Annotated in this window: 24 protein-coding genes; 11 read left to right on the top strand and 13 right to left on the bottom strand. The window is 58.0% G+C overall.

What is annotated here, in order from left to right; genetic code table 11:
* Positions 1-40: 40 nt before the first annotated feature.
* On the bottom strand, positions 41-1,516 hold the full coding sequence (gene zwf, locus BVU99_RS14120; protein WP_019452799.1) for a glucose-6-phosphate dehydrogenase: 1,476 nt from the start codon (positions 1,514-1,516) through the stop codon (positions 41-43).
* Between the two features lie 448 nt (positions 1,517-1,964).
* On the opposite strand from zwf, the gene BVU99_RS14115 reads away from it, so the two are divergent.
* From BVU99_RS14115 to BVU99_RS14105, 3 genes are all read left to right on the top strand, one after another.
* Positions 1,965-2,837, top strand: a complete 873-nt coding sequence (locus BVU99_RS14115; protein ID WP_025303120.1) for a MurR/RpiR family transcriptional regulator — start codon at positions 1,965-1,967, stop codon at positions 2,835-2,837.
* A 190-nt stretch (positions 2,838-3,027) separates the two neighbouring features.
* Entirely contained in the window at positions 3,028-4,470 is a 1,443-nt protein-coding gene (gene pyk, locus BVU99_RS14110) for a pyruvate kinase (RefSeq protein WP_004932339.1), read from the top strand.
* A gap of 86 nt (positions 4,471-4,556) precedes the next feature.
* Complete coding sequence (locus BVU99_RS14105) at positions 4,557-5,438, top strand: leucine-rich repeat domain-containing protein (protein WP_043143025.1); 882 nt, start codon at positions 4,557-4,559, stop codon at positions 5,436-5,438.
* A gap of 49 nt (positions 5,439-5,487) precedes the next feature.
* Here the strand turns inward: BVU99_RS14105 and lpxM are convergent, their stop codons facing one another.
* From lpxM to znuA, 3 genes are all read right to left on the bottom strand, one after another.
* The gene (lpxM, locus tag BVU99_RS14100; RefSeq protein WP_099817182.1) at positions 5,488-6,456 is read right to left on the bottom strand and encodes a lauroyl-Kdo(2)-lipid IV(A) myristoyltransferase; all 969 of its coding nucleotides are present in this window, start codon (positions 6,454-6,456) and stop codon (positions 5,488-5,490) included.
* A 151-nt stretch (positions 6,457-6,607) separates the two neighbouring features.
* Positions 6,608-7,930, bottom strand: coding sequence for a murein DD-endopeptidase MepM (mepM, locus tag BVU99_RS14095; protein WP_004932347.1), 1,323 nt, complete (start codon positions 7,928-7,930; stop codon positions 6,608-6,610).
* 21 nt (positions 7,931-7,951) lie between these two features.
* The gene (znuA, locus tag BVU99_RS14090) at positions 7,952-8,896 is read right to left on the bottom strand and encodes a zinc ABC transporter substrate-binding protein ZnuA (RefSeq protein WP_025303123.1); all 945 of its coding nucleotides are present in this window, start codon (positions 8,894-8,896) and stop codon (positions 7,952-7,954) included.
* 78 nt (positions 8,897-8,974) lie between these two features.
* Between znuA and znuC the strand changes: the two genes are divergently transcribed.
* Positions 8,975-9,733, top strand: coding sequence for a zinc ABC transporter ATP-binding protein ZnuC (znuC, locus tag BVU99_RS14085; RefSeq protein ID WP_099817181.1), 759 nt, complete (start codon positions 8,975-8,977; stop codon positions 9,731-9,733).
* Positions 9,730-10,515: a zinc ABC transporter permease subunit ZnuB gene (znuB, locus tag BVU99_RS14080; protein ID WP_025303124.1), complete on the top strand. Its 786-nt coding sequence runs from the start codon at positions 9,730-9,732 to the stop codon at positions 10,513-10,515. Before znuC ends, znuB begins: the two co-directional genes overlap by 4 nt.
* 66 nt (positions 10,516-10,581) lie before the next feature.
* On the opposite strand, the gene ruvB is transcribed toward znuB, so the two are convergent.
* From ruvB to BVU99_RS14045, 7 genes are all read right to left on the bottom strand, one after another.
* Positions 10,582-11,586, bottom strand: a complete 1,005-nt coding sequence (ruvB, locus tag BVU99_RS14075) for a Holliday junction branch migration DNA helicase RuvB (protein WP_025303125.1) — start codon at positions 11,584-11,586, stop codon at positions 10,582-10,584.
* Between the two features lie 19 nt (positions 11,587-11,605).
* Positions 11,606-12,220 carry a Holliday junction branch migration protein RuvA gene (gene ruvA / locus BVU99_RS14070; protein WP_025303126.1) on the bottom strand — a complete coding sequence of 205 codons (615 nt, stop codon included), beginning with the start codon at positions 12,218-12,220 and terminating at the stop codon, positions 11,606-11,608.
* A 112-nt stretch (positions 12,221-12,332) separates the two neighbouring features.
* Positions 12,333-12,854 carry a crossover junction endodeoxyribonuclease RuvC gene (gene ruvC, locus BVU99_RS14065; protein WP_004932367.1) on the bottom strand — a complete coding sequence of 174 codons (522 nt, stop codon included), beginning with the start codon at positions 12,852-12,854 and terminating at the stop codon, positions 12,333-12,335.
* Positions 12,855-12,911: 57 nt separating this feature from the next.
* Entirely contained in the window at positions 12,912-13,655 is a 744-nt protein-coding gene (locus BVU99_RS14060; RefSeq protein ID WP_004932370.1) for a YebC/PmpR family DNA-binding transcriptional regulator, read from the bottom strand.
* A 19-nt stretch (positions 13,656-13,674) separates the two neighbouring features.
* The gene (gene nudB / locus BVU99_RS14055; protein ID WP_004932373.1) at positions 13,675-14,121 is read right to left on the bottom strand and encodes a dihydroneopterin triphosphate diphosphatase; all 447 of its coding nucleotides are present in this window, start codon (positions 14,119-14,121) and stop codon (positions 13,675-13,677) included.
* Positions 14,121-15,905, bottom strand: coding sequence for an aspartate--tRNA ligase (gene aspS / locus BVU99_RS14050; RefSeq protein WP_025303127.1), 1,785 nt, complete (start codon positions 15,903-15,905; stop codon positions 14,121-14,123). Before aspS ends, nudB begins: the two co-directional genes overlap by 1 nt.
* A gap of 74 nt (positions 15,906-15,979) precedes the next feature.
* Complete coding sequence (locus BVU99_RS14045) at positions 15,980-16,171, bottom strand: zinc ribbon domain-containing protein (protein ID WP_033632845.1); 192 nt, start codon at positions 16,169-16,171, stop codon at positions 15,980-15,982.
* A 254-nt stretch (positions 16,172-16,425) separates the two neighbouring features.
* Here BVU99_RS14045 and BVU99_RS14040 point away from each other — a divergent pair, with 254 nt between their 5' ends.
* The 5 genes from BVU99_RS14040 (at position 16,426) to cmoB (ending at position 20,185) form a co-directional block, all read left to right on the top strand.
* The gene (locus tag BVU99_RS14040; protein ID WP_043143030.1) at positions 16,426-17,004 is read left to right on the top strand and encodes a hydrolase; all 579 of its coding nucleotides are present in this window, start codon (positions 16,426-16,428) and stop codon (positions 17,002-17,004) included.
* Positions 17,005-17,057: 53 nt separating this feature from the next.
* Positions 17,058-17,873, top strand: a complete 816-nt coding sequence (locus tag BVU99_RS14035) for a DUF72 domain-containing protein (RefSeq protein ID WP_089180536.1) — start codon at positions 17,058-17,060, stop codon at positions 17,871-17,873.
* Positions 17,874-17,975: 102 nt separating this feature from the next.
* A complete protein-coding gene (locus BVU99_RS14030; RefSeq protein ID WP_004932387.1) occupies positions 17,976-18,371 on the top strand; it encodes an MAPEG family protein in 396 nt (131 codons plus the stop codon).
* 102 nt (positions 18,372-18,473) lie between these two features.
* Complete coding sequence (gene cmoA / locus BVU99_RS14025) at positions 18,474-19,217, top strand: carboxy-S-adenosyl-L-methionine synthase CmoA (protein ID WP_099817180.1); 744 nt, start codon at positions 18,474-18,476, stop codon at positions 19,215-19,217.
* Positions 19,214-20,185, top strand: a complete 972-nt coding sequence (gene cmoB / locus BVU99_RS14020) for a tRNA 5-methoxyuridine(34)/uridine 5-oxyacetic acid(34) synthase CmoB (RefSeq protein WP_025303131.1) — start codon at positions 19,214-19,216, stop codon at positions 20,183-20,185. Before cmoA ends, cmoB begins: the two co-directional genes overlap by 4 nt.
* Before the next feature lie 36 nt (positions 20,186-20,221).
* On the opposite strand, the gene BVU99_RS14015 is transcribed toward cmoB, so the two are convergent.
* Positions 20,222-22,183, bottom strand: a complete 1,962-nt coding sequence (locus tag BVU99_RS14015) for an FKBP-type peptidyl-prolyl cis-trans isomerase N-terminal domain-containing protein (protein WP_099817179.1) — start codon at positions 22,181-22,183, stop codon at positions 20,222-20,224.
* Complete coding sequence (locus BVU99_RS14010) at positions 22,180-22,584, bottom strand: hypothetical protein (RefSeq protein ID WP_025303133.1); 405 nt, start codon at positions 22,582-22,584, stop codon at positions 22,180-22,182. The genes BVU99_RS14015 and BVU99_RS14010 overlap by 4 nt, the downstream gene beginning before the upstream one ends.
* A 437-nt stretch (positions 22,585-23,021) precedes the next feature.
* On the opposite strand from BVU99_RS14010, the gene BVU99_RS14005 reads away from it, so the two are divergent.
* Entirely contained in the window at positions 23,022-24,842 is a 1,821-nt protein-coding gene (locus tag BVU99_RS14005) for an exopolysaccharide biosynthesis protein (RefSeq protein WP_099817178.1), read from the top strand.
* Positions 24,843-24,989 lie beyond the last annotated feature (147 nt).

Genomic DNA, 24,989 nt, shown 5'->3' with positions numbered 1-24,989 from the left:
GGCAAAAAAAAGCCGGCAGACAGGCTGCCGGCATTGCGCATTATTCGAACTCGTTCCAGGAACGGCCGTCGCGGGTGATCATTGCCACCGAGGCCACCGGCCCCCAGGTGCCCGCCTGATAAGGTTTAGGCGCCTCGTTGTCGGCTTTCCATGCATCCATGATGGAGTCGACCCACTTCCAGGCCTCTTCCACTTCATCGCGGCGCACGAACAGCGCCTGAATGCCTCGCATGGTCTCCAGCAGCAGGCGCTCGTAGGCGTCCGCCACGTGCTCCTGGTTGAAGGTTTCCGAGAAGCTCAGGTCCAGCTTGGTGGTCTGCAGACGGTGCTTGTGATCCAGCCCCGGCACCTTGTTCAGTACCTGAATTTCGATGCCTTCGTCCGGTTGCAGACGGATGGTCAGCTTGTTCTGCGGCAGCTGCTGGTACGAATCGCTGAACAGGTTAAGCGGCGGGTTTTTGAAGTACACCACCACTTCCGAACATTTGGTCGGCAGGCGTTTACCGGTACGCAGGTAGAACGGCACCCCGGCCCACTGCCAGTTGTCGATATCCACGCGGATGGAGACGAAGGTTTCGGTGCTGCTGCTCTTGTTCGCGCCTTCCTCTTCCAGATAACCCGGCACTTTCTTGCCCTGGACGAAACCGGCGGTGTACTGCCCGCGCACGGTGGTTTCCCGTACATTGGTCTGATCGATGCGGCGCAGCGAGCGCAGTACCTTCACCTTCTCGTCGCGGATACGGTCGGTCGTCAGGTCCGCCGGCGGCGACATGGCGATCATGGTCAGGATCTGCAGCAGGTGGTTCTGGATCATGTCGCGCATCTGGCCGGCCTGGTCGAAGTAACCCCAGCGCCCTTCGATGCCCACCTCTTCCGCCACGGTGATCTGCACCGAATCGATGGTGCGGTTATCCCAGTTGGATGCGAACAGCGAGTTGGCGAAACGCAGCGCCAACAGGTTCAGCACCGTCTCTTTGCCGAGATAGTGGTCGATACGGTAAACCTGGGATTCGTTGAAGTACTCCGCCACCTGATCGTTGATCACGCGGGAAGACGCCAGATCGGTACCCAGCGGCTTCTCCATCACCACGCGCGCCGGTTCATGGTTCAGCTTGGCTTCGCCCAACCCTTTGCAGATGGCGCCAAAGGTGCTTGGCGGCATGGCGAAGTAGTTGATGGTGGTGCGGTGTTTCTGATCCAGCATTTTACCCAGTTTGGTAAAGTTCTTGCTGTCGTTGACGTCCAGATTGCAGAAGTCCAGGCGTGCGCTCAGCGTGGCCCAGAGTTCGTCATCCAGTTTTTCCTTCATGAAGGTGCCAAGCGCTTCCTTGACCACTTCGGTATACGCTTTTTTATCCCACTCCGCGCGGCCGACGCCGATAATCCGCGTATCCGGGTGGATGTGTCCGGCTTTCTCTAACTGGTACAGGGAAGGCAGCAGCTTACGGCGCGCCAAATCACCTTTCGCGCCGAAAATAACCAGGTCACACGCCTGGGCTGTAGAGGTTACCGCCATGTTCATCTCCTCGTTGCAGGATATTTGTAATTTTCTTACATTACTAATGTACTCTGTTTGACTACGGCCAGCAAACCCGGTGCAGAAGCAGGAAAAAAGACCTCAAGATTCCAGTGATAGCGCCAATGCGCGCCAGAGCCCGCACAGGCGGGCAAAACTGTAATTTTTCGTCTTTTTTGACGCTCTGTTACCATTATGAAAGTTAGACACAGGTCATATTCTGGTGAAAAAAGCCTGCATACGCCCTGTCGAGACTGCCAACGGTTACCAGCACGTAGTATATTTTCACTAAACCGGCATTGATTTCTCCTTTGTTTGAAATCGACATACCCTATCGATTCCAGGTTACAGCCGCTCGTTTGGCGTCTGCGTGCACGGCGAACACGGGCGAAATTCGGCGCTGTTGCTTGAAAGCCACAGGGATAAAACCATGAGTGACTCTCGTTATATGAATACGCTGGACAAAATCCAGAACCATCTGGAACGCCTGAGCAAATCTGAAAGGAAAGTCGCCGAGGTGATCCTGGCCTCCCCACAGACCGCCATTCACTCCAGCATTGCCACGCTGGCGCGCATGGCCGACGTCAGCGAACCTACCGTCAACCGTTTTTGCCGCCGCCTTGATACCAAAGGCTTTCCCGATTTCAAACTGCACCTCGCCCAAAGCCTGGCTAACGGCACGCCCTACGTAAACCGTAACGTTGAGGAAGACGACAGCGTCGATTCCTATACCAGCAAGATCTTCGAATCGGTCATGGCCAGCCTGGATACAGTAAAGGCAAATTTGGATATTGCCGCAATCAATCGTGCGGTTGACCTGCTCACCCAGGCAAAAAAGATCTCTTTCTTCGGCCTGGGTGCCTCCGCGGCGGTGGCGCACGACGCGATGAACAAATTTTTCCGCTTCAACATTCCGGTGGTCTACTTCGATGACATCGTCATGCAACGCATGAGCTGCATGAACTCCGGCGAGGGCGACGTGGTGGTGCTGATCTCACACACCGGCCGCACCAAAAATCTGGTGGAGATGGCTCACCTGGCGCGGGAGAACGACGCCACGGTACTGGCTATCACCTCGCGCGACACCCCGCTCGCCCAAGCGGCGACCCTCGCGTTGCTGCTCGATGTGCCTGAAGACACCGACGTTTACATGCCGATGGTGTCGCGGATCGCGCAATTAACGCTCATTGACGTGCTTGCCACCGGATTTACCTTGCGCCGAGGGGCTAAATTCAGAGATAACTTGAAGCGGGTCAAAGAAGCGCTCAAAGAATCGCGCTTTGATAAAGGCGTGGTCATTCCCAACAGTTTTGATTCGTGACCCGACGAAGAAAAAAATCGCCGTTCAACAGACATTTGAATGACGGCATCAGAGGCGGTACCCTGTTAACATGCTCATGCGGGTAACCCGGGTGAAATATCAGTGTTGTAAAATTACATTTCACGCCTGGTTTCGTTATCCGACGTTATCGCAACACCAATATTTGCTTCACCAGTCAACGGAGTAATACATGTCCAGACGGCTCAGAAGAACCAAAATCGTTACCACCCTGGGTCCGGCTACAGACCGCGACAATAATCTGGAAAAGATCATTGCCGCCGGTGCCAACGTAGTTCGGCTTAACTTCTCCCACGGCAGCCCGGAAGATCACCAGGCTCGCGCAGACAAAGTGCGCGAAATCGCTGCCAAACTGGGACGTCACGTCGCTATCCTCGGCGATCTGCAAGGGCCGAAAATCCGCGTATCCACCTTCAAGGAAGGCAAAATCTTCCTCAACGTGGGTGATAAATTCCTGCTGGACGCCAACCTGTCAAAAGGCGAAGGCGATAAAGAAAAAGTCGGTATCGACTATAAAGGCCTGCCTGCCGACGTCGTGCCGGGCGATGTCCTGCTGCTTGACGACGGCCGCGTTCAGTTAAAAGTGCTCGAAGTTCAGGGCATGAAAGTGTTTACCGAAGTGACCGTCGGCGGCCCGTTGTCCAACAACAAGGGCATCAACAAGCTAGGCGGTGGCCTGTCAGCCGAAGCGCTGACCGAAAAAGACAAGGCGGACATCGTGACCGCCGCCAAGATTGGCGTCGACTATCTGGCGGTCTCCTTCCCGCGTACCGGTGAAGACCTGAACTATGCCCGCCGCCTGGCGCGCGATGCGGGCTGCAACGCCAAGATCGTGTCCAAGGTTGAGCGCGCCGAAGCGGTTTGCACCGACGAAGCGATGGACGACATCATTCTGGCTTCCGACGTGGTGATGGTTGCCCGTGGCGACCTCGGCGTCGAAATCGGCGATCCGGAACTGGTCGGCATTCAGAAGAAACTGATCCGCCGCGCCCGCACCCTGAACCGCGCGGTGATCACCGCGACTCAGATGATGGAGTCAATGATCACCAACCCGATGCCGACCCGCGCCGAAGTCATGGACGTGGCCAACGCCGTGCTGGACGGCACCGACGCCGTCATGCTGTCGGCGGAAACCGCTGCTGGCCAATACCCGGCGGAAACCGTGGCGGCGATGGCGCGCGTTTGTCTGGGCGCCGAGAAGATCCCGAGCATCAACGTTTCCAAACACCGTTTGGACGTGCAGTTCGACAATATCGAAGAGGCGATCGCCATGTCTTCGATGTATGCGGCCAACCACCTGAAAGGCGTCACCGCGCTGATCGCCATGACTGAGTCCGGCCGCACCGCGCTGATGATGTCACGCATCAGCTCCGGCCTGCCGATCTTCGCCATGTCGCGTCATGAGCACACGCTGAACCTGACTGCGCTGTATCGCGGCGTGACGCCGGTATATTTCGACAGCCACAAAGACGGCGTGATCGCCGCCAATGAAGCCGTCAATCGCCTGCGTGACAAAGGCTTCCTGGTCTCCGGCGATCTGGTGATCGTCACCCAGGGCGACGTGATGGAAACCGTCGGTACCACCAATACCAGCCGTATCCTGCGCGTCGAGTAATTCACGCCGCAGACGAAATGCCGGCCGGCTCACGTTGGCCGGCATTTTTTTTTGCGCTGACATCGCCATAAACGACGGAGAACGCCATGCTCCACCAACACAACCCCGCAGCGAGCGCTGATGAGCTCGATCTCGACGGCCGTAGCCTGACGCAGCTCGATGAATCGCAGCTTGCCGGCCGCGCGCTGCGCAAGGTCAGCCTGTACGACAATCAGCTGACGGCCTTCCCCACCCCAATCTTCCGGCACCAGAATCTGCAGGTGCTGAATATCTCCTGCAATCAGCTCGACCGTCTGCCGCCGGAGATTGGTCAGTTGCAACAGCTCGAGATGTTCGACTTTGGCCACAATCGCGCGAGCGAACTGCCTGAAGCGTTGGGGCAACTGCACCGGCTGAAATACCTCTATCTGAGCGATAACGGTTTTAGCGACCTGCCCCATTCGCTGGCACAGCTGCAGCAGCTCATCTATCTCAACGCGACCGATAACCAACTGACCGCCTTGCCGCAGGCAATACCGAGGCTGGCGGCGTTGCAGGAGCTGCGTTTATACAACAATCGCATCCGCAGCCTGCCCGCCGAAATCGGGCAGCTGCGCGCGCTGCGCGAACTGCATATCATGAAAAATGCCCTGACCACGCTGCCGGCGGAAATGGCTCTGCTCGGTGAGTTGGAGATACTCGATGCGGCCAACAATGCTATCACCGAACTGCCGGCAGCCTTCTGCCGCCTGCCGCGATTGAGCGAGCTGAACCTGCGTTTCAATCAACTGACGCGCCTGCCGGAAAATATCGGTGAGCTGACAGCGCTGAGAAGTCTGGATCTGCGCGCCAACCGCCTGAGCGAGCTGCCGGAAAGCCTCGGCGAACTGAGCCGGCTGCGCAAGCTGGATCTGCGCTGGAATGATTTCACCCGCACGCCTAAAGTCATCGACATCCTGCGGGCGCGCGGCTGTATGGTGCACATCTGAAGTGATACCGGCCGGGTTATAGCCCGACCGGCGTTAACGTTAGGAAGGATTAGCGATACAGATCGTCGCGCGAGTAAGGCTCAATCTCCCCTTCCTTGCGCGTCTTCAACAGTTTTAGGATCCAGGTGTACTGCTCAGGGTTCGGGCCCACCAGGTTTTCCACTTCTTCATTCATGCGGCGCGCAATCCGTGGGTCATCGGCGTCGGCCAGATCGTCCATGGGCTCGCGAATATAAATATCCAGCATGCTGGTTTTGCCATCGTACACCGGGAACAAAGGCACGATCGCCGCACGGCAAACCTTCATCAACCGGCCTACCGCCGGCAGCGTCGCCTTATAGGTCGCGAAGAAATCGACGAACTCACTGTGCTCGGCGCCGTGATCCTGATCGGGCAGGTAGTAGCCCCAGTACCCCTGCCGTACCGAACTGATAAACGGTTTGATGCCGTCGTTGCGCGCGTGCATGCGGCCGCCGAATTTACGACGCACGGCATTCCACAGGTAGTCGATCAGCTGATTGCGCTGGTTGTGGAACATCGCCGCCATCGGTTGGCCGCGCGCAGCCATCAGCATCGCTGGCACATCCACCGCCCAGCCGTGAGGCACCAGGAAAATCACGTTACGCCCTTCCGCCCGGATCTTGTCCAGCACCTCTTCACCGTGCCAACGCACGCGCTTTAGCACTTTTTCGGGCTTGGTGCAGGCCAGTTCCGCCATCAGCACCATCGACTGCGGCGCGCAGGCGAACATCTGGTCGATAATGTGCTCGCGTTCGCTTTCAGGCAGCTCAGGCAAGCAATACAGCAGGTTGATGCGGGCACGACGGCGCGCGCCCTTCGCCAGCTTGCCGGCCAGTTTGCCGACCGCACCCAGCACCGGATCGCGCAGGCGCGCAGGCACCAGCGAAATGCCGGCCATCAGACCGGTTCCCAACCACACGCCCCAGTAGCGCGGATATAAAAAGGCTTTTTGAAACTGCGGGATGAACTCTACGTTCGATTTCTTCTCGTTTTGCATGCACGTGCTCTTCGCTTAGCGATTCGGCTAATCATAATTGCCATCACCGATTTTGCAATTAACAACCGCGAACCACCCAGATAAAACAGCATCGGCCCGCAATCAGGCCGATGAAATTAACGGCGCCGGAGCGCCGGAAAAAAGGGGGACGTTAATCCAACTGCAGCTGAGGAACCACTTCCTTCACCTGTGCCAGATAATCGCTGCGGTCTTTGCCGCCCAGCCCTTCGGAACGCGGCAGTTTGGCCGTCAGCGGGTTCACCGCCTGTTGGCCGGTCCACAGTTCAAAGTGCAGGTGTGGCCCGGTGGAACGGCCGGTGTTGCCGGAGAGCGCAATGCGATCGCCGCGTTTCACCTTCTGGCCTGGTTTCACCAGCAGTTTTTTCAGGTGCATATAGCGCGTGGTGTACTGACGACCGTGGCGGATCGCCACATAGTTGCCCGCTGCGCCGCTGCGTTTGGCGATCACCACCTCACCGTCGCCGACCGCCAGCACCGGCGTGCCGACCGGCATGGCGAAATCGACGCCCTTGTGCGGCGCCACGCGGCCAGTCACCGGGTTCACGCGGCGCGGGTTGAAGTTGGAGGAGATGCGGAACTGTTTCATGGTCGGGAAACGCATGAAGCCGCGCGCCAGGCCAGAGCCTTGGCGATCGTAGAATTTGCCGTCTTCGGCGCGGATCGCATAGTAATCTTTGCCGCCGGTGCGCAGACGCACGCCCAACAGCTGGCTTTGCGATTTCTTACCGTCGAAATGCTCGCGCGACATCAGCACGGAGAACTGGTCGCCTTTGCGCAGCTTGCGGAAATCGAGCTGCCACTGCAGGGCTTTGATCACCGAGTTGATTTCGTTACGGCTCAGCCCGGCGTCGCCGGCGCTGCTGACGAAGCTGCCGTTAACCCGGCCGCTGATCACGTTGTTGCGCCATTCGCCCTGCTGCGCCTCTTTCGACTCTTTGAAGCTGTTGCCGACGCGATCGTAGGTGCGGGTTTCGCGGCGGGAAACTTCCCAGGTCAACTGCTGCAAATCGCCCGCATCATTCACAGTCCACGACAGCTGTTGGCCGATCTTAAGGTTGCGCAGATCGCGGTTTTGCGAAGCCAGCAGCGTGACATCCGACATATCGATGCCGTACTGCGTCAGAATGCTGCCGAGGGTATCGCCGGTGGAAACCACATATTCATGCACGCCATCATCGCCGGCATCTTTTTGATCCAGCTCATCCTGCGGGATTTCGTCATCGGGGGTGGGTTGGTCGACATCTATCGGTTCACTGGCTTCAGGGAGCAATGACCGCATCTGGCTGGATTCTAACTCGACGCTCTTGGCGATGGGGTTGTGTTCTGGGTGGTAAACAAAAGGCCGCCAAACAGCGACGGCCAATGTGACGACTGTCAGCGACCCCAGCATGACGCGATGGGGCCGTGGCAGGTTGTTATACGCCAGAGCGATAGTTCGGACTATCTGCTGCACTCGATATTATCCTCATAAGCTTTACTTCAGGCAGCTCACGTACTGGTTTGACAGCTGAGTCAGGAATTTCCCGTAGCTGTCCTTCCCCAGCGCGATGCCGATGCCCAGCGGGTCCAGCGTTCCGGAACGCACTTTGGTACCCTTGGCGACGGCATTGATTACGGCCGGCCTGAATTGTGGCTCAGCAAAAACGCATACCGCTTTCTGCTCAACCAACTGTGTTCGAATTTGGTGTAGGCGCTGTGCTCCAGGCTGAATTTCGGGATTGACGGTGAAATGGCCCAGCGGACTCAAACCGTAGTGTTTCTCAAAGTAGCCGTAAGCATCATGAAAAACAAAATAACCCTTACCTTGCACAGGCGTAAGCATGTTACCAACATTTTTGTCAGTTTGCGTCAGCAGATTCTCGAACTGGCGCAGGTTTGCGTCTAATTTGTCCTTATTTTGCGGCATAAGTTCCAACAATCTGTCGTGAATCGCGATCGCGGTCACTTTTGCTATCTCCGGCGACAGCCAAACGTGCATATTGTACTCGCCGTGATGATGCCCATGATCGTCATCGGCATGGTTATGCGCTTCACCTGCATGATCATGATCGTCGTCATCTTCGCCTTTCATCAGCAATGGCTTCACCGCCGGCAGTTCGCTGACAGCCAGCTTTCGGGTTGCCGAGATAGGCACCAGCGCCTTGTTCAGGAACGCTTCCATGTCCGGCCCAACCCATAGCACCAGGTCCGCAGAGCGCAAACGCTGGATATCGGAAGGACGCAGCGCAAAATCGTGCGGTGAAGCGCCGTCCGGCAGCAACACCTCGGTCGGTGTCACGCCGTCGGCGATCGCCGAAGCGATAAAGCCCAGCGGACGAATCGTGGTCACCACCGCCGCGGAAGCGCTGCTCAGCGGGCCGGCCATCAACAATGCGCTGGCCAACAGCGTACGCTGCAGCCATTTATTTTTCTTTGCCATCATCAGTAATCCCATCGTTTTCATCAACAAGGCGTGATATTATAACATTCGCTTCGTTCTGCAACCTGTAATCTCGAGATGTCTACACTGATAACGCTAAAAAATATCTCCGTCGCCTTCGGCAGCCGCAAGGTGCTGTCGAACATTTCCCTCAGCCTGCAACCCGGCCGTATTCTCACGCTGCTTGGCCCGAACGGCGCGGGCAAATCCACGCTGGTGCGCGTGGTGCTGGGATTGGTCAAACCGACCGCCGGCACGCTGGAGCGTGAGCCCGATCTGCGCATCGGCTATGTGCCGCAAAAGCTGCACCTCGACGCCACCCTGCCACTGACCGTCAGCCGCTTTATGCGTCTTAAACCTGGCGTAAAGAAAGCCGACATTCTGCCGGCGCTCAAACGCGTGCACGCCGCCCACCTGCTCGACCAGCCGATGCAAAAGCTCTCCGGCGGTGAAAACCAGCGCGTGCTGCTGGCGCGAGCGCTGCTGAATAAACCGCAGCTGCTGGTGCTGGACGAACCCACGCAAGGGGTGGACGTCAACGGCCAGCTGGCGCTGTACGATCTGATCGATCAGCTGCGTAAAGAGCTGGGGTGCGCCGTGCTGATGGTCTCGCACGATCTGCATCTGGTGATGGCGAAAACCGACGAGGTGTTGTGCCTCAATCAGCACATCTGCTGCTCCGGCGCGCCGGAGGTGGTCTCGATGCATCCCGAATTCATCGCCATGTTCGGCAACCGCGGCGCAGGGCAGCTGGCGGTGTATCGCCACCATCACAACCACCGCCACGATCTGCAGGGAAGAATTGTCTTGAAGAAAACCGGGAGCCGCGAAGCATGATTGAACTGTTACTTCCCGGCTGGCTGGCCGGCGTGTTGCTGGCTAGCGCCGCCGGGCCGCTGGGTTCCTTCGTGGTCTGGCGCCGCATGTCCTACTTTGGTGATACCCTGGCGCACGCCTCGCTGCTCGGCGTCGCCTTTGGTCTGCTGCTGGACATCAACCCCTTCTATGCGGTGATCGCCATTACGCTGCTGCTGGCTTTGGCCCTGGTGTGGCTAGAACGTCGCCCGCAGCTCTCGGTGGATACCCTGCTCGGCATTCTGGCCCACAGCGCGCTGTCGCTGGGGCTGGTGGTGGTGGCGTTGATGTCTAACGTACGGGTCGATCTGATGGCCTACCTGTTCGGCGATCTGCTGTCGGTTACGCTGAGCGATATCGTGATGATTGCCGGCGGCGTCGCCGTGGTGCTGTTGGTGCTGTGGTGGCAGTGGCGCGATCTGCTGTCGATGACCATCAGCCCGGAGCTGGCGCACGTCGACGGCGTTAATCTGGTGCGCGCACGCACCGTGTTGATGCTGGTCACCGCCTTGACCATCGGTCTGGCGATGAAATTCGTCGGCGCGCTGATCATCACCTCACTGCTGATCATTCCGGCAGCCACCGCTCGGCGCTTCGCACGCACGCCGGAGCAGATGGCGGGCGTCGCAGTGCTGCTCGGCATGGTGGCCGTCACCGGCGGCCTGACCTTCTCGGCATTTTACGATACGCCGGCCGGCCCTTCGGTGGTGCTGAGCGCCGCCGTGCTGTTTACGCTGAGTTTGTTCAAAAAACAGCAGGCTTGATTAAAGCCAGCAGCAGAATATGACAAGGGCCGCGAATGCGGCCCTTTTTTATGATGGGTGGAAAACTTATGCTTCGCGTTCGAGGCCGAAATGCCGGTAGGCATGCTGCGTCGCCAAACGGCCGCGCGGCGTGCGCTGGATAAAGCCCTGCTGGATCAGGAACGGTTCGATCACATCTTCGATGGTTTCACGCTCTTCGCCGATCGCCGCCGCCAGGTTGTCCAACCCGACCGGGCCGCCGGTAAACTTGTCGATAATCGCCAGCAGCAGCTTGCGATCCATATAGTCGAAGCCTTCGGCATCGACGTTGAGCATATCGAGTGCCTGCGCCGCCACTGCGCCGCTGATCACGCCGTTGGCGCGCACTTCGGCGAAGTCACGCACCCGGCGCAGCAGGCGGTTGGCGATACGCGGCGTACCGCGCGCGCGGCGGGCCACCTCATGGGCGCCCTCGTCGGACAGCTCCAACCCCAGGCACCCGGCGCTGCGTGAGACGATATGCTGCAGATCCGCCACCTGATAAAACTCCAGCCGCTGGACAATGCCGAAACGATCGCGCAGCGGCGAGGTCAGCGAGCCGGCGCGGGTGGTCGCGCCCACCAACGTGAACGGCGGCAGATCGAGCTTAATCGAACGCGCCGCCGGCCCTTCGCCGATCATGATATCCAACTGATAGTCTTCCATCGCCGGATACAGCACCTCTTCCACCACCGGTGATAGACGGTGAATCTCATCGATGAACAACACGTCATGCGGTTCAAGGTTGGTCAGCATCGCCGCCAGATCGCCCGCCTTCTCCAGCACCGGGCCGGAAGTGGTGCGCAGATTCACGCCCATTTCGTTGGCCACGATGTTGGCCAGGGTGGTTTTCCCCAGGCCCGGCGGGCCGAAGATCAGCAGGTGGTCGAGCGCGTCGCCGCGCTGCTTGGCCGCCTGGATGAAGATCTCCATCTGCTCGCGTACGTGCGGCTGACCCACGTATTCAGTCAACAGCTTGGGACGAATGGCGCGATCGAGGACTTCTTCCTCGTTGATCGGTTCGGCGGAGATCAGGCGATCGGCTTCAATCATTATCTACCTCTTAGCGGCCTTACAAAGCAGCGCGCAACGCGTCGCGGATCAGGGTCTCGCAGTCGGCGCCCGGTTTGGCAATTTTGCTGACCATGCGACTCGCTTCCTGTGGCTTGTAGCCCAGCGCCACCAGCGCCGAAACGGCTTCGGCTTCCGCGTCCGCTTCCGGCGCGTTGTCGGCGGCGGACGGCAGGCTGATCTCGCTGCTGCTGTTGAACAGGTCGCCGTTAAGCCCTTTGAAGCGGTCTTTCATCTCTACCACCAGGCGCTCGGCGGTTTTTTTGCCCACGCCCGGCAGCTTGACCAGTGCGGTGATCTCTTCACGCTCCACCGCGCTGACGAACTGCTGCGCGGACATGCCTGACAGGATCGCCAGCGCCAGCTTCGGCCCGACGCCGTTGACCTTGATCAGCTCGCGGAACAGCGCACGCTCCTGCTTGTCGTTGAAACCGTACAGCAGCTGCGCGTCTTCACGCACCACGAAGTGGGTAAACACGATGGCCTCTTGCCCCAGTTCAGGCAGCTCGTAAAAGCAGGTCATCGGCATGTGTACCTCGTAGCCCACGCCGTTCGCCTCCAGTAACACCAGCGGCGGCTGCTTTTCCAGAATATTTCCTCTGAGACGACCTATCATTTACCCTCCTGCAGAATGACCGGGCATGGCGCCCTGCCATGCCGTTGCTGGTAAAGCTTATAACATAAAAAAGGCTGGATGAATATCCAGCCTGAGCAATCATCGCTTTGCGTCAGCGCAAACGCCCGCGCGCCAGGTTCAACCGCCCTTCGCTCATCCGCAGCACGTTCTGGCTGAGGTGGCAGTGGGTGATGGCGATAGCCAGAGCATCGGCGGCGTCCGCCTGCGGGTTGGCCGAGAGTTTGAGCAGCGAGCGCACCATGTGCTGTACCTGCGCCTTTTCGGCCGCACCGGTGCCGACCACGGTCTGTTTGACCTGCCGCGCCGCATACTCGAACACTTCCAGATTCTGATTCACCGCCGCCACGATCGCGACGCCGCGTGCCTGGCCGAGCTTGAGCGCCGAATCCGGATTCTTAGCCATAAACACCTGTTCGATGGCGAAGAAGTCGGGCTGAAACTGGGTGATGATCTCACTGACGCCGGCGTAAATCAGCTTCAGCCGCGTCGGCATGTCGTCCACCACCGTGCGGATGCAGCCGCTGGCGATATAGCTCAACTGACGCCCCTGCTGGCGGATAAGGCCATAGCCGGTGACGCGTGAACCGGGATCGATACCGAGTATGATCGCCATATCTACATCCACCTTGCATGCACGGCGCCGCCGAACGGCGGCGCCCGTTTTACCGGATTACAGCGTCGCCGCCACTTCGTCGGAGATTTCACCGTTATGGTAAACTTCCTGCACGTCGTCGCAGTCTTCCAGCATATCGATCAGACGCAACAGCTTAGGCGCGGTTTCCGCGTCCATGTCGGCCTTGGTCGATGGGATCATCGACACTTCCGCCGCTTCGGCCTCGAAGCCCGCCGCGGTCAGCGCGTCTTTCACCGCGCCCAGGCTTTCCCAGGCGGTGAACACGTCGATGGCGCCATCGTCATAGGTCACGATGTCTTCCGCACCGGCTTCCAGCGCCGCTTCCATCACGCTGTCTTCATCCAGGCCCGGTGCGTAAGTGATCACGCCCTTCTTGGTGAACAGATAAGCTACGGAACCGTCGGTGCCGAGGTTGCCGCCACACTTGGTGAAAGCGTGACGCACTTCCGCCACGGTGCGGTTGCGGTTGTCACTCAGGCATTCGATCATGACGGCGGTGCCGCCAGGGCCGTAACCTTCATAGATGATGGTTTCCATATTGGTATCATCATCGCCGCCCACGCCGCGCGCGATCGCACGGTTCATGGTGTCGCGCGTCATGTTGTTCGACAGCGCCTTGTCCATCGCCGCGCGCAGACGCGGGTTGGAATCCGGATCACCGCCGCCCAGCTTCGCGGCAGTGACCAGCTCACGAATAATCTTGGTGAAAATTTTACCGCGCTTGGCGTCCTGCGCCGCTTTACGGTGCTTTGTGTTGGCCCACTTACTATGACCTGCCATAAAAAATCTCCGAAAAAAACTACTGGACTGAATTGATCACGAACTCTTCAATCGCCTGCTGATTGCTCCATGACTTGGTCAACTTCACGGCTTCGGCCGCCTCAAGCCATTGGTAAGCGTGGTGCTCGGTAATCACCGGATCGCGCTCCTCGGGCAACGCCAGACAGAACCAGTGCTCTTTATTGCGCGTGGTTCCCGGCGCATAGCGATGTCGCAAATGGACAAAGAGTTCAAACTCCACGCAGCGTTGGCAATCGAACAACGGCAGGTGCTCTGCTTCGATATCGATGCCGACTTCTTCCATGACTTCACGCCGCGCGGCATGCGGCGGTGACTCATCCTGTTCCAGGCTGCCGGTGACCGACTGCCAGAACTCGGTATCGTCGCGCCGCTGTAACATCAGCACCCGACCACTGGATTTCGCGTAAATCACTACCAGGATAGATTCAGGGCGCTTATAACTCATCACTCGCTCTCTTGTTCCGCACCGGCTTTCTTTACCACGCTGATCGCCAGCTCCTGCAGCGACGCCGGGTTGGCGAAGCTCGGTGCGTCGGTCATCAGACAGGCCGCCGCGGTGGTTTTCGGGAAGGCGATCACGTCGCGGATGTTGTCGGTGCCGGTCAGCAGCATCACCAGACGATCCAGGCCGAAGGCCAGGCCGGCGTGCGGCGGCGTACCGTACTTCAGCGCGTCCAGCAGGAAGCCGAACTTCTCGCGCTGTTCATGTTCGTTAATGCCCAGAATGCTGAATACCGTCTGCTGCATTTCGCTGCGGTGAATACGCACCGAACCGCCGCCCACTTCGTAACCGTTGATCACCATGTCATAGGCGTTGGCGATAGCGTTGACCGGCGCTGCCGCCAGCTCTTCCGGGCTCATGTCGCGCGGCGAGGTGAACGGGTGGTGCATCGCCGCCAGGCCGCCCTCTTCGTCTTCTTCGAACATCGGGAAGTCGACCACCCACAGCGGCGCCCAGCTGTCGAGTTGGGTCAGCCCCAGATCGCGACCCAGTTTCAGGCGCAGCGCGCCCATCGCGTCGGTGACAATCTTGAAACTGTCTGCGCCGAAGAACAGGATGTCGCCGGTCTGCGCGTTGGTGCGCGCCAGGACAGCTTCCAGCACTTCCGCGCTGAGGAATTTGGCGATCGGGCTCTGCACGCCTTCCATGCCTGCGGCGCGGTCGTTGACCTTCAGCCAGGCCAGGCCTTTCGCGCCGTAGATGTTGACGAAAGCGCCGTACTCGTCGATCTGCTTGCGTGTCAGCTGTGCGCCGCCCGGTACGCGGATTGCCGCCACGCGGCCTTTGGCGTCGTTAGCCGGGCCGGAGAACACTTTAAACTCGACGTCTTTGACCAGGTCGGCCACGTCCACCAGCTCCAGCGGGTTACGCAGGTCCGGCTTGTCGGAGCCAAAGCGACGCATCGCTTCGGCGAAGGTCATGACCGGGAAATCGCCCAGATCCACGCCCTTCACATCCAGCCACAGCTCGCGCGCCAGTTTCTCCATCACTTCACGCACCTGATCGGCGGTCATGAAGGAGGTTTCGACGTCGATCTGGGTGAATTCAGGCTGACGGTCCGCACGTAGGTCTTCGTCACGGAAGCATTTGACGATCTGATAGTAACGATCGAAGCCGGACATCATCAGCAGCTGTTTGAACAGCTGCGGAGACTGCGGCAGCGCGTAGAATTTGCCCTTGTGCACGCGGCTTGGCACCAGGTAATCGCGGGCGCCTTCCGGCGTCGCCTTGGTCAGCATCGGCGTTTCGATATCGAGGAAGCCATGGCTGTCCATGAAGCGGCGTACGAAGCTGGTGATTTTGGCGCGGGTCTTCAGACGCTCAGCCATTTCCGGGCGGCGCAGATCCAGGTAGCGGTATTTCAGGCGCGCTTCTTCACTGTTGACCTGGTTGGAGTCCAGCGGCAGCGGCTCGGAGCGGTTGATGATCTCCAGCGCGTGGGCAAACACTTCCACTTCGCCGGTGGCCATATCTTTATTGATCTGGCTGTCCGGACGCGCACGCACGGTGCCGACGATCTGGATGCAGAACTCATTGCGCAGGTCGTAGGCCTTGTCGAACGCCACTTTCTCGTCCGGATCGAAGAACACCTGCACGATGCCTTCGCGGTCGCGCATATCAATAAAGATCAGGCCGCCGAGATCGCGACGACGATTGACCCAACCACACAGAGTGACTTCCTGGCCCACGTGGGACAGATTCAACTGTCCGCAATATTCAGTACGCATACGCTATCCTTTTACACAGCCGATGCCGCGCCGGGCTACTGCGCCCCTGTCGCGCGGCTGTTATCTGATAAATTCTACTTGTTACCCGGTTTAAAATCCGTCGCATACCACCCGGTGCCCTTAAGCTGGAAGCCGGAGGATGAAATCAACTTGGTCAACGCGGGCTGCCCACACGCCGGGCAGTCTGCCAGCGGCGCATCGGAAAATTTTTGCAATTTCTCTAACCGATGGTTGCAAGCACCACATGCATATTCATAAATCGGCATAGGTCGTTGGATTAAAGAGTGTTGAAAAAAGGGAGTCATTATAAAGGAAATTCATCCGCCCGATAAGTGCGAACACAGCATTGTTACTGCACTAAATGGCGCGTTTTTGCTCGAATCAACACATCGGTTAACAAATTTCCCATTAACCTGCGACAGTTTTTTCACGTAGCCTGATTCTCCCCCGGTTTTGCGCCGAACGCAGCTCGCCCGACGCGCCGAACAGTTTTTATCCACTTCGCAACGAGATGAAATCCATGCTGAAACTTGACGCCCAAACCACCGCTCTGGTGCTGATCGATTTGCAAAATGGCATTCTGCCCTACGCCGGCGGCCCGCACGGCGCCGAGCAGGTGGTGGCGAACGCCGCCCTGCTGGCCGCGCGTTTTCGTCTGCTAGGCGCGCCGGTGCTGTTGGTGCGCGTCGGTTGGTCAGACTCCTTCGCCGAAGCGCTGAAACAACCGGTGGATAAACCGGCTCCCGCGCCCGCCGGCGGTTTGCCGGCCAGCTGGTGGGAGTTCCCCGCGCCGCTGGCGGTCTGCGACAGCGATATTCTGATCACCAAGCGCCAATGGGGCGCCTTCTACGGCACCGATCTGGACTTGCAGCTGCGCCGTCGCGGCATCAAGTCTGTGGTGCTGGGCGGTATTTCCACCAATATCGGCGTGGAATCCACCGCCCGCGCCGCCTGGGAACACGGCTATGAGCTGGTGATCGCCGAAGACGTCTGCAGCGCGCAGAACGCGGAAATGCACCGTTTCGCGTTCGAACACATCTTCCCGCGTTTGGCGCGAGTGCGCGACACCGGCGAAATTCTTGCCGCGCTCGACCGGTAACGTTAAGTTGTAGCCTGATAAGCCAAGGATAAGTAAAGGAAGACGACGCCGTGATCTACATCGGACTGCCCCAGTGGCAACATTCAGCCTGGAATCGTATCGGGCTGCGTGACTTGGCGGATTACAGCCGCTACTTCAACTGCGTGGAAGGCAACACCACCTTCTACGCGCTGCCGAAGCTGGACATCGTGCAGCGCTGGCGCGACATGACCGGCGACGATTTTCGCTTCTGCTTCAAATTCCCGTCGGACATCAGCCACAAGGCCGCCCTACGCAACTGCGCCGCCGAGCTGCAGGCGTTTTACCACTGCCTGAGCCCGGTGCATCAACGCATCGGGCAATTGTGGCTGCAGTTGCCCGCCGCCTTCGGCCCCGACGAGCTGCCGCGCATGTGGCAGTTCTTCGAAAGCCTGCCGCAAGAATTCACCTACGGCGTCGAAGTGCGTCATCCGGCATTTTTCGCCAAAGGCGAGGAAGAGCGCGCGTTGAATCAGGGGCTGCATCAGCGCGGCATCAATCGGGTGATCCTCGACAGCCGCCCGGTGCATCACGCCGCCCCCCATACCGCCGCCGTGCGCGATGCCCAGCAGAAAAAACCGAAGCTGCCGGTGCACGCTCTGGTCACCGCCGACCAACCGCTGGTGCGCTTTATCGGCGGCGACCAATTGGCCGACAACCTGCGCTGGTTCGAAGCCTGGCAGCAAAAACTGCCGCTGTGGCAGCAACAACATCAACCGTATCTGTTTATTCATACGCCGGACAACGGCGATTCACCCCAGCAAGCGCAAAAAATTTGGCAGCAGCTGCGCCGGGCGATCCCCGATTTGCCTGCGCCGCCGGACTGGCCAGAGCAAGATGCACTGTTTTGACCTATTAATCTGACCAATAACATCAAATATTTCCCCGCGACAGTGAATACAATGACGGCTATGATGCTGGCTGCCAGTTTTGGTTAGGGAACGGAGTTAAAAATGGTAAGCGCGCTTTATGTAGTGCTCGGCGCATTGTTGTTGATCAAACTCTCTTATGACGTAGTCAGATTAAGGATGCAGTACCGCGTAGCCTACGGCGACGGCGGTTTTTACGAATTGCAGACCGCCATCCGCGTGCATGGCAACGCCGTTGAATACATTCCTATCGCTGCCGTATTGCTGGTGATCATGGAGATGAACGGCGCGGAAATCTGGATGATTCACCTTTGCGGCCTGATGCTGATGGCCGGGCGACTGGTGCATTACTACGGTTTGCGCAACCGCGAGGTTCGCTGGCGTCGTTCAGGCATGGCCGCAACCTATATCTCTTTGTTGTTGATGGTTCTGGCAAATATCTTCTATCTGCCCTGGGATCTAATTTTCAGCCTGCATTGATCCCGTTTTATCATCAGGCGGCCGCGCCGCCTGCTTCCGCTCCGCTTTTTTACGCTTTTCTGTTAGACTACGCAGCTTCGAATTCTGAACTGATTTGCCGCTATGCCAAACCGCGATACCCTTTTCTCCGCCCCCATCGCCAAACTGGGCGACTGGACCTTCGACGAACGCGTCGCCGAAGTGTTTCCCGACATGATCCAACGCTCCGTTCCCGGCTATTCCAACATCATCTCGATGATCGGTATGCTAGCCGAACGCTTTGTGCAACCCGACAGCCGGGTGTATGACTTGGGCTGCTCGCTGGGCGCGGCGACGCTGTCGATGCGGCGGAATATCAAGGTGCCTGGCTGCACTATCGTCGCCGTCGACAATTCGCCGGCGATGGTGGAACGTTGCCGCCGCCATATCGACGCCTTCCGCGCCGACACGCCGGTCGACATCATCGAAGCCGACATTCGCGACATCGACATCGAAAACGCCTCGATGGTGGTGCTGAACTTTACGCTGCAGTTCCTCGAGCCGGCCGATCGCCTGCGTCTGCTGGAGAAAATCTATCGCGGCCTGCGCCCAGGCGGCGCACTGGTGCTGTCGGAGAAATTCAGCTTTGAAGACGCCGAAGTCGGCGAACTGCTGTTCAACATGCATCACGATTTCAAACGCGCTAACGGGTACAGCGAGCTGGAGATCAGCCAAAAACGCAGCATGCTGGAAAATGTGATGCTCACCGACTCGGTAGAAGCGCACAAAGCGCGACTGCAACAGGCCGGGTTCGAGCATGCCGAAGTGTGGTTCCAGTGCTTCAACTTCGGTTCGCTGATCGCCCTGAAAGCGGGAGAGGCGCAATGATCGAGTTCGGTGATTTCTATCAGCATATTGCCAAGAGTCCCCTCAGCCATTGGTTGGATACCCTGCCCGCGCAGCTCAGCGCCTGGCAACGCGAATCGCTGCACGGCAAATTCAAACAGTGGTTCAACTCGGTAGAACATTTGCCGACGCTGACCCCAACCCGCCTCGATCTGCTGCACGGCGTGCGCGCCGAAATGGAGCCCGGCCTGTCGCCGGGCCAGCTCGAAGGCATCGAGAAAATGCTGCGCACCCTGATGCCGTGGCGTAAAGGGCCGTTCTCGCTGTATGGCATCGATATCGATACCGAATGGCATTCCGACTGGAAGTGGGATCGCGTGCTGCCGCACATTTCTCCGCTGGCCGGCCGCACCATTCTCGACGTTGGCTGCGGCAGTGGTTATCACCTGTGGCGCATGATCGGCGCCGGTGCCCACTTCGCCGTAGGCATCGATCCCATGCAGCTGTTCCTATGCCAGTTCGAAGCGGTGCGCAAGCTGTTGGGCGGCGATCAGCGCGCCCACCTGCTGCCGCTCGGCATCGAGCAGTTGCCAGATTTGGCGGCGTTCGACACCGTGTTCTCGATGGGGGTGCTGTATCATCGCCGCTCGCCGCTTGATCATCTGTATCAGCTGAAAAATCAGCTGGTGGCTGAAGGTGAACTGGTGCTGGAAACGCTGGTGGTGGAAGGCGATCGCCACCAGGTGCTGGTGCCGGGCGATCGTTATGCGCAGATGCGCAACGTGTATTTCATCCCTTCCGCCGAAGCGCTGAAGTGCTGGCTAGAGAAGTGTGGCTTCGTCGACGTGAAGATCGCCGATATGTGCGTCACTAGCCTCGAGGAGCAGCGCCGCACCGACTGGATGACCAGCGAGTCGCTGGCCGAATTCCTCGATCCGAACGATCGCAGCAAAACGGTCGAAGGCTATCCGGCGCCCCTGCGCGCCGTACTGACCGCCAAAAAACCCTAGTACTCGCTAATCGGGCCGGCCTGCGCCGGCCCGAATTCACCCGTTACTGACATCGACAATTCGCAGCTCATAGACCATCGTCGCGTTCGGCGGGATCTGCGGCGCATAGCCGGTTTCACCGTACGCCAACGCCGGCGGCACCACCATCGTCAGCGAGCCGTGATTTTTCAGGTGGCCGATCGCCTCGCGGAACAACGGCGGATAGGCGGAGAGCGGCTGGGACATCACCTTCCCACTGCGATCCATATCCTGAATCACGCGACCGTCGGTTAAACTTTCTTTCACCACGATGTCCACCCGCGCGTTTTCCTTAATGGCCTCATCACCCGCATAATCGATGCGATACCAGAAACCGGCAGGCGACTTCTGCGTACCCTTCTTCTTTTTAAACTCGGCGACGAACGCCTCACCCTTGCTGGTCTGCGTCTTCGCCGCCTGGTTTCTGGCGTCATTTACCGCTTTTTCCGACTCCGCCAGTGCGCTGGTCAACTGCGCATCGCTCAACTGGTAATGGCCGCTGAAGGTATCGATCACGCCCGCCAGCAGCACGGTTTTGTCGGGCGTGATACCCCAATTTTTACGTTCCGCCAGCATCGTTTGAATATCGCGCCCCAAAGCGACACCGGCGGCGTAGCTCTGTTGCTCCGGCTTTTTCTTGAGCGTCTGACTCTCCGGCAGCCATTTAGCCCGCGATCTCAGCCCATCCAGTTCCTCGCGCAAGGCTTGCTGTGCCTGTTGCGCGGCCGCCAGCTCCGTCGCCGTTTTATCCGCCTGTTGTGCCGCTTTATTTCGTAGCTGCACTGTCTGTGCGTTTTCCGTCGTCAGCGCCGCCAGACGCTGTTCCAGCACCTTAGCCTGCTCGGTTTGCGTTTTGTTTTTTCCCTGCAGCGTTGCCAACTGCTGCTGAAGTTCACCCGTCGCTTTGGCGGCCTCGGCCTTTTGCTGCGCCAGCGCCATCTTCAGGTTTTGCTCTTGTTGCTCAGCCTGTTGGCGTTGACCATCACGCTCTTTCTGCAGCTGAGTCAGCTGCTGCTGAAGTTCAGCCGCAGCCTTGGCGGCTTCGACCTTTTGCTGCGCCAGCGCCGTCTTCAGGCTTTGCTCTTGCTGCTCAGCCTGTTGGCGTACGATATCCCTCTCTTTTTGCACCTGCGCCAGCTGCTGTTGAAGTTCACCCGCAGCCTTGGCGGCTTCCGCCTTTTGCTGCGCCAGCGCCGTCTTCAGGCTTTGCTCTTGCTGCCCCCCCTGCTGCCGTTGATCCACCTGCTCTTTTTGCAGTTTCGCCAGCTGCTGCTGCAGTTCGCCCGTCAGCCTGGCAGCCTCGGCCTTCTGCTGTTCCAGCTCAGCGGCGGCCGCTTTTTTATCCTGCTCATAACGTTGGCGCGCTTTATCGTGGGCGGTCTGCACCGCGGCCAATTTCTCCTGCCAGGCGTTATCCGCCTGGCCAGGCAGCACCGCCAGCCGCTGTTCCAGCAAGGCAATACGCCGATCGCGCTCCGCGGTTTGTTGCTTTTGCCGCGCTAACGCCGCTTGCGTTTCGGCGATCTGCGCCTGAGCCTTACGCTCCTGCGGCGTCAGGTTCAGCGCCTGCCGCACGCCGCTGGCGAAGTTGCTCAACGCGCTCAGATCGGGCGCCGGTGACGGTTTGTCGGCAGCCGTCAGGGTGGACGCGACGCGCAACGCGGTCAGCTCCTGCTGCAGTGATTGAATTACCGCCTGCTGTTGCTCCAATCGGGCCTCTTTCTCGCGCAGCGCCTTTTGCCACTGCGCCAGCTGCTTCTTATGCGCCGCCGTCTCACGCGTTTGAACCGGCCGGGATGCTGACTTTTGTGGGGCCTGGGATTGAGTGACTGCGGTATCCGCTGCCGGTGCATCTTGCCGCTGATAGCGTTCGGCAAACTGCAATAACGCCGGCACGTCGTCATCCGCAGCGACCACCGCCGGCGCAAACGCCAACGCTATCATCAGGCTCAGTAGCGCCTTTCTCGCACGGAGAGTCATTGGGCGCGTTCTCCGCGCTCAGCCAGGCCGGTCATCATGGCAGAACTGATGTCTGCGCACAGACGGCTGGTGCGATAACGATACAGGGCGTCAACGGTTTCCTGCGTGCCCGTGTTGACCCGCTGGCGTACCCCGGCATACTGCGCCGCGCCGCCCATCAAAGTATCGAACTCGCGTTTGAATTTTTGGTATTTTTCGTTATCCATACCGCGCATGGCATCCAGTTCGCGCTGGCACTGCTGCATGCGCTCAGCTTCACGCTGCCGTTTGTCTTGCTCGGCAACTTCTTCCGCGCTGGGCGGCTTACTTAATGTAGAAACAGGCCGCTTGGCGGTCTGGCAGCCGGTCAGGGCCAACGTCAGCAAAAGTGCAGCGGTCAAACAGTGTGCCGTTCGGGTCATTATCGTTATCTCCTTGTAAAGTCCGCCGTCGGCGTGTTCTGTGGCTGCGCCGACGGCTCTCCTCAATTGATGCTGTGATGTTCCGGCCATAAAACCGGCGGTGAGCAGGTATAAAATGCAGACGCGATAATGAGCGGCAGAGCGCAAATCATTCACCACGCAAATAAATACCAAAAAATCATTTAATATCATGATATTTAAAGGATTTTAACTCACAAATTTATCAGCAGGGCATAGCGAGCGCAAGAAGAGATGGGGCCACCGACCGAATAACAGCGTTGAAACGGTGCTGCGTCTTTACAAGGTACCAGGCCAATCCATGCTCCACTTTCCGCGGCCTGAACTTCACGCTGTATCAGCACCCAGCAAACCTCATCGACTTTTTGAAACGTCCAGCCTGATTGAGAATAGTGTTGCCAACCAACAGGAGAAATTTCATGAACAATATGATTAGTGTTAATAACATCAGTGAATTGCGTAATCTGACGCCAGTTACAGATGACCAGATTGTCTTTTTAGTTTCTCACACCGCTGGACACTTCACCGGAGGCGGCGAATTCTATTATGCGAAAACGGATACAAACAGTGCGGACAATAACGGTACCGTGGTGGTTACAACGGGAGGAGCGCGCTGGAAACGACTGGATCAGAAACTGACTTTCGATCACTTCGGTGCCGATCCTAGTGGCACTTCCGCCTCTGACGCAGCAATCAGCGCGACATTAAACTATGCCGCGAGTTTAAAAAACAAAGTGGTCTATGCTTCGGAAAATGCTCAATATCTGCTGACCAGCACTCAACCTATCAACGTCGCAAATGGCGTCACAGTCAGAGGATCCCGCCGCGGTATTGCTCAAGGCCCTGCAAGTCTTACAAACAATGGCCCTAATCGGGCAGGCCTTGCTGACGATAGTGCTTTCATCATCAAAAAGCCGGCAGGTACGGTTTGTTTCGCCTGCGATAAGAACGTTGTCTTTGATGGGTGGTCGTTCCTCTATCCAGATCAGAAATATACTGCCACCCAGCCGGAGGCGTTTGTTCCATACGGAGCCACCATTACCGCAACCGGCGCTCTGTCAGTCGCCAACTGCCGTTATGTAGGCGCCTATGATTTTGTTGAAGCTCGTGGAGAAGCCAACAGCTTTGAGAATATCTACGGTTGGGCAGTACGCTGCGACTACAGGGTTTATGAAAGCAGGGACATCAACAGATTTACCAATGTTCACGTCAATGCCAACGTCGTGCGCCCGACAGAAAACGCGGTGACTGCCTCTATCGCCGTAGCCGGTTCTTGTGCTTTCAATCTCGATCGCCACGACAATACGTTTATGGTGAATGTATTCTCTTATGGCAAAAAGATCTTTATCAAAACTACAACACAAGGAACCTCCTATTTAGGCGGCCTTAGCCTGAGCAATTTCATGGCAGACAGAAATGGTACCGGAATTGATATCGACTCGGATTCCTCCGCCAATATTCAAATCGCCAACGGTTCTTATATTAATGACTATGGTGATACCATTGGAGGGTTCCTGGTATTAAGAAAGTCTACTGGCCAATCAAATATCACCCCAGTGCAAATCAGTAATGTTAACTTCGCTACCGCTAATGGACCGAAGGGTTCACTCTCCCCTCAGGCCATTCGCTTCGAAGCGAACGGCGGGTATCAACTTTCATTCAGCAACACCGTCATGCCAATGTGGACGAACGGCAGTCTGAACAATGAAGCGGGTTACAACATTCTTAGAGGCACACTGAGCATTGCGCAACGCAGCTATCAGCTACATGCGGCTCCGCTAAATTGTTTGACGAACAGCAACATGATCGCCATCGGTGCTGACAAACAGCCTGTTGGCTGGTTTATTGACGGGAATCTGACGGCGGATAGCAATATCCTGACCGCCAATGGAGACAACCCGGCTTATAAAGGTTTGGGTCAACGTATTCATCGGAGCATGGGATTGAGAACATTCTGGGCCATCGCATCCTCTATCGGCGATCAATCTACCGCGCAAGCTTCGACTGGCATTTGGGCCCGCTCGTACAACGATAATTATACCGACACTGTCGAGAGCAATGAAGCGATTCCCTGGATACGCATCGGCAACCTCTACTACGCGCGTTTTGTCATGAACAACAATCGCACTATCCACGATATCCTGGTCAATCCCGGAAGTGGCAATAATGCGGTGCGCGTTTTAAACTGCGGTATTACTCCGGGCGAAGTCTTCAACTTCTCGCCCGATGCACAGCACTAATCATCCGCAAAATAAAAAAAGATCCACGTCAAGCATTGGCGAATGCAGATTGATAGAAAAAAGACTATATAAGACGTGGAGTTAGCCCTACTTTGATCACCTTACAGAAGAACGTCATTGTGGGCTAGGTGCCACATAGGAGCATCG

It is taken from the genome of Serratia sp. OLAL2 (assembly GCF_002752475.1).
Lineage (GTDB): Bacteria > Pseudomonadota > Gammaproteobacteria > Enterobacterales > Enterobacteriaceae > Serratia > Serratia bockelmannii.
Note: the sequence above shows the minus strand (reverse complement) of the source record. Positions and strands in the feature narration are given on the sequence as shown.

Coding starts and splice junctions, on each gene's coding strand:
- zwf (WP_019452799.1), bottom strand. CDS start 1,516: ATGGCGGTAACCTCTACAGCCCAGGCGTGTGACCTGGTTATTTTCGGC.
- BVU99_RS14115 (WP_025303120.1), top strand. CDS start 1,965: ATGAATACGCTGGACAAAATCCAGAACCATCTGGAACGCCTGAGCAAA.
- pyk (WP_004932339.1), top strand. CDS start 3,028: ATGTCCAGACGGCTCAGAAGAACCAAAATCGTTACCACCCTGGGTCCG.
- BVU99_RS14105 (WP_043143025.1), top strand. CDS start 4,557: ATGCTCCACCAACACAACCCCGCAGCGAGCGCTGATGAGCTCGATCTC.
- lpxM (WP_099817182.1), bottom strand. CDS start 6,456: ATGCAAAACGAGAAGAAATCGAACGTAGAGTTCATCCCGCAGTTTCAA.
- znuA (WP_025303123.1), bottom strand. CDS start 8,896: ATGGCAAAGAAAAATAAATGGCTGCAGCGTACGCTGTTGGCCAGCGCA.
- znuC (WP_099817181.1), top strand. CDS start 8,975: ATGTCTACACTGATAACGCTAAAAAATATCTCCGTCGCCTTCGGCAGC.
- znuB (WP_025303124.1), top strand. CDS start 9,730: ATGATTGAACTGTTACTTCCCGGCTGGCTGGCCGGCGTGTTGCTGGCT.
- ruvB (WP_025303125.1), bottom strand. CDS start 11,586: ATGATTGAAGCCGATCGCCTGATCTCCGCCGAACCGATCAACGAGGAA.
- ruvA (WP_025303126.1), bottom strand. CDS start 12,220: ATGATAGGTCGTCTCAGAGGAAATATTCTGGAAAAGCAGCCGCCGCTG.
- ruvC (WP_004932367.1), bottom strand. CDS start 12,854: ATGGCGATCATACTCGGTATCGATCCCGGTTCACGCGTCACCGGCTAT.
- BVU99_RS14060 (WP_004932370.1), bottom strand. CDS start 13,655: ATGGCAGGTCATAGTAAGTGGGCCAACACAAAGCACCGTAAAGCGGCG.
- nudB (WP_004932373.1), bottom strand. CDS start 14,121: ATGAGTTATAAGCGCCCTGAATCTATCCTGGTAGTGATTTACGCGAAA.
- aspS (WP_025303127.1), bottom strand. CDS start 15,905: ATGCGTACTGAATATTGCGGACAGTTGAATCTGTCCCACGTGGGCCAG.
- BVU99_RS14045 (WP_033632845.1), bottom strand. CDS start 16,171: ATGCCGATTTATGAATATGCATGTGGTGCTTGCAACCATCGGTTAGAG.
- BVU99_RS14040 (WP_043143030.1), top strand. CDS start 16,426: ATGCTGAAACTTGACGCCCAAACCACCGCTCTGGTGCTGATCGATTTG.
- BVU99_RS14030 (WP_004932387.1), top strand. CDS start 17,976: ATGGTAAGCGCGCTTTATGTAGTGCTCGGCGCATTGTTGTTGATCAAA.
- cmoA (WP_099817180.1), top strand. CDS start 18,474: ATGCCAAACCGCGATACCCTTTTCTCCGCCCCCATCGCCAAACTGGGC.
- cmoB (WP_025303131.1), top strand. CDS start 19,214: ATGATCGAGTTCGGTGATTTCTATCAGCATATTGCCAAGAGTCCCCTC.
- BVU99_RS14015 (WP_099817179.1), bottom strand. CDS start 22,183: ATGACTCTCCGTGCGAGAAAGGCGCTACTGAGCCTGATGATAGCGTTG.
- BVU99_RS14010 (WP_025303133.1), bottom strand. CDS start 22,584: ATGACCCGAACGGCACACTGTTTGACCGCTGCACTTTTGCTGACGTTG.
- BVU99_RS14005 (WP_099817178.1), top strand. CDS start 23,022: ATGAACAATATGATTAGTGTTAATAACATCAGTGAATTGCGTAATCTG.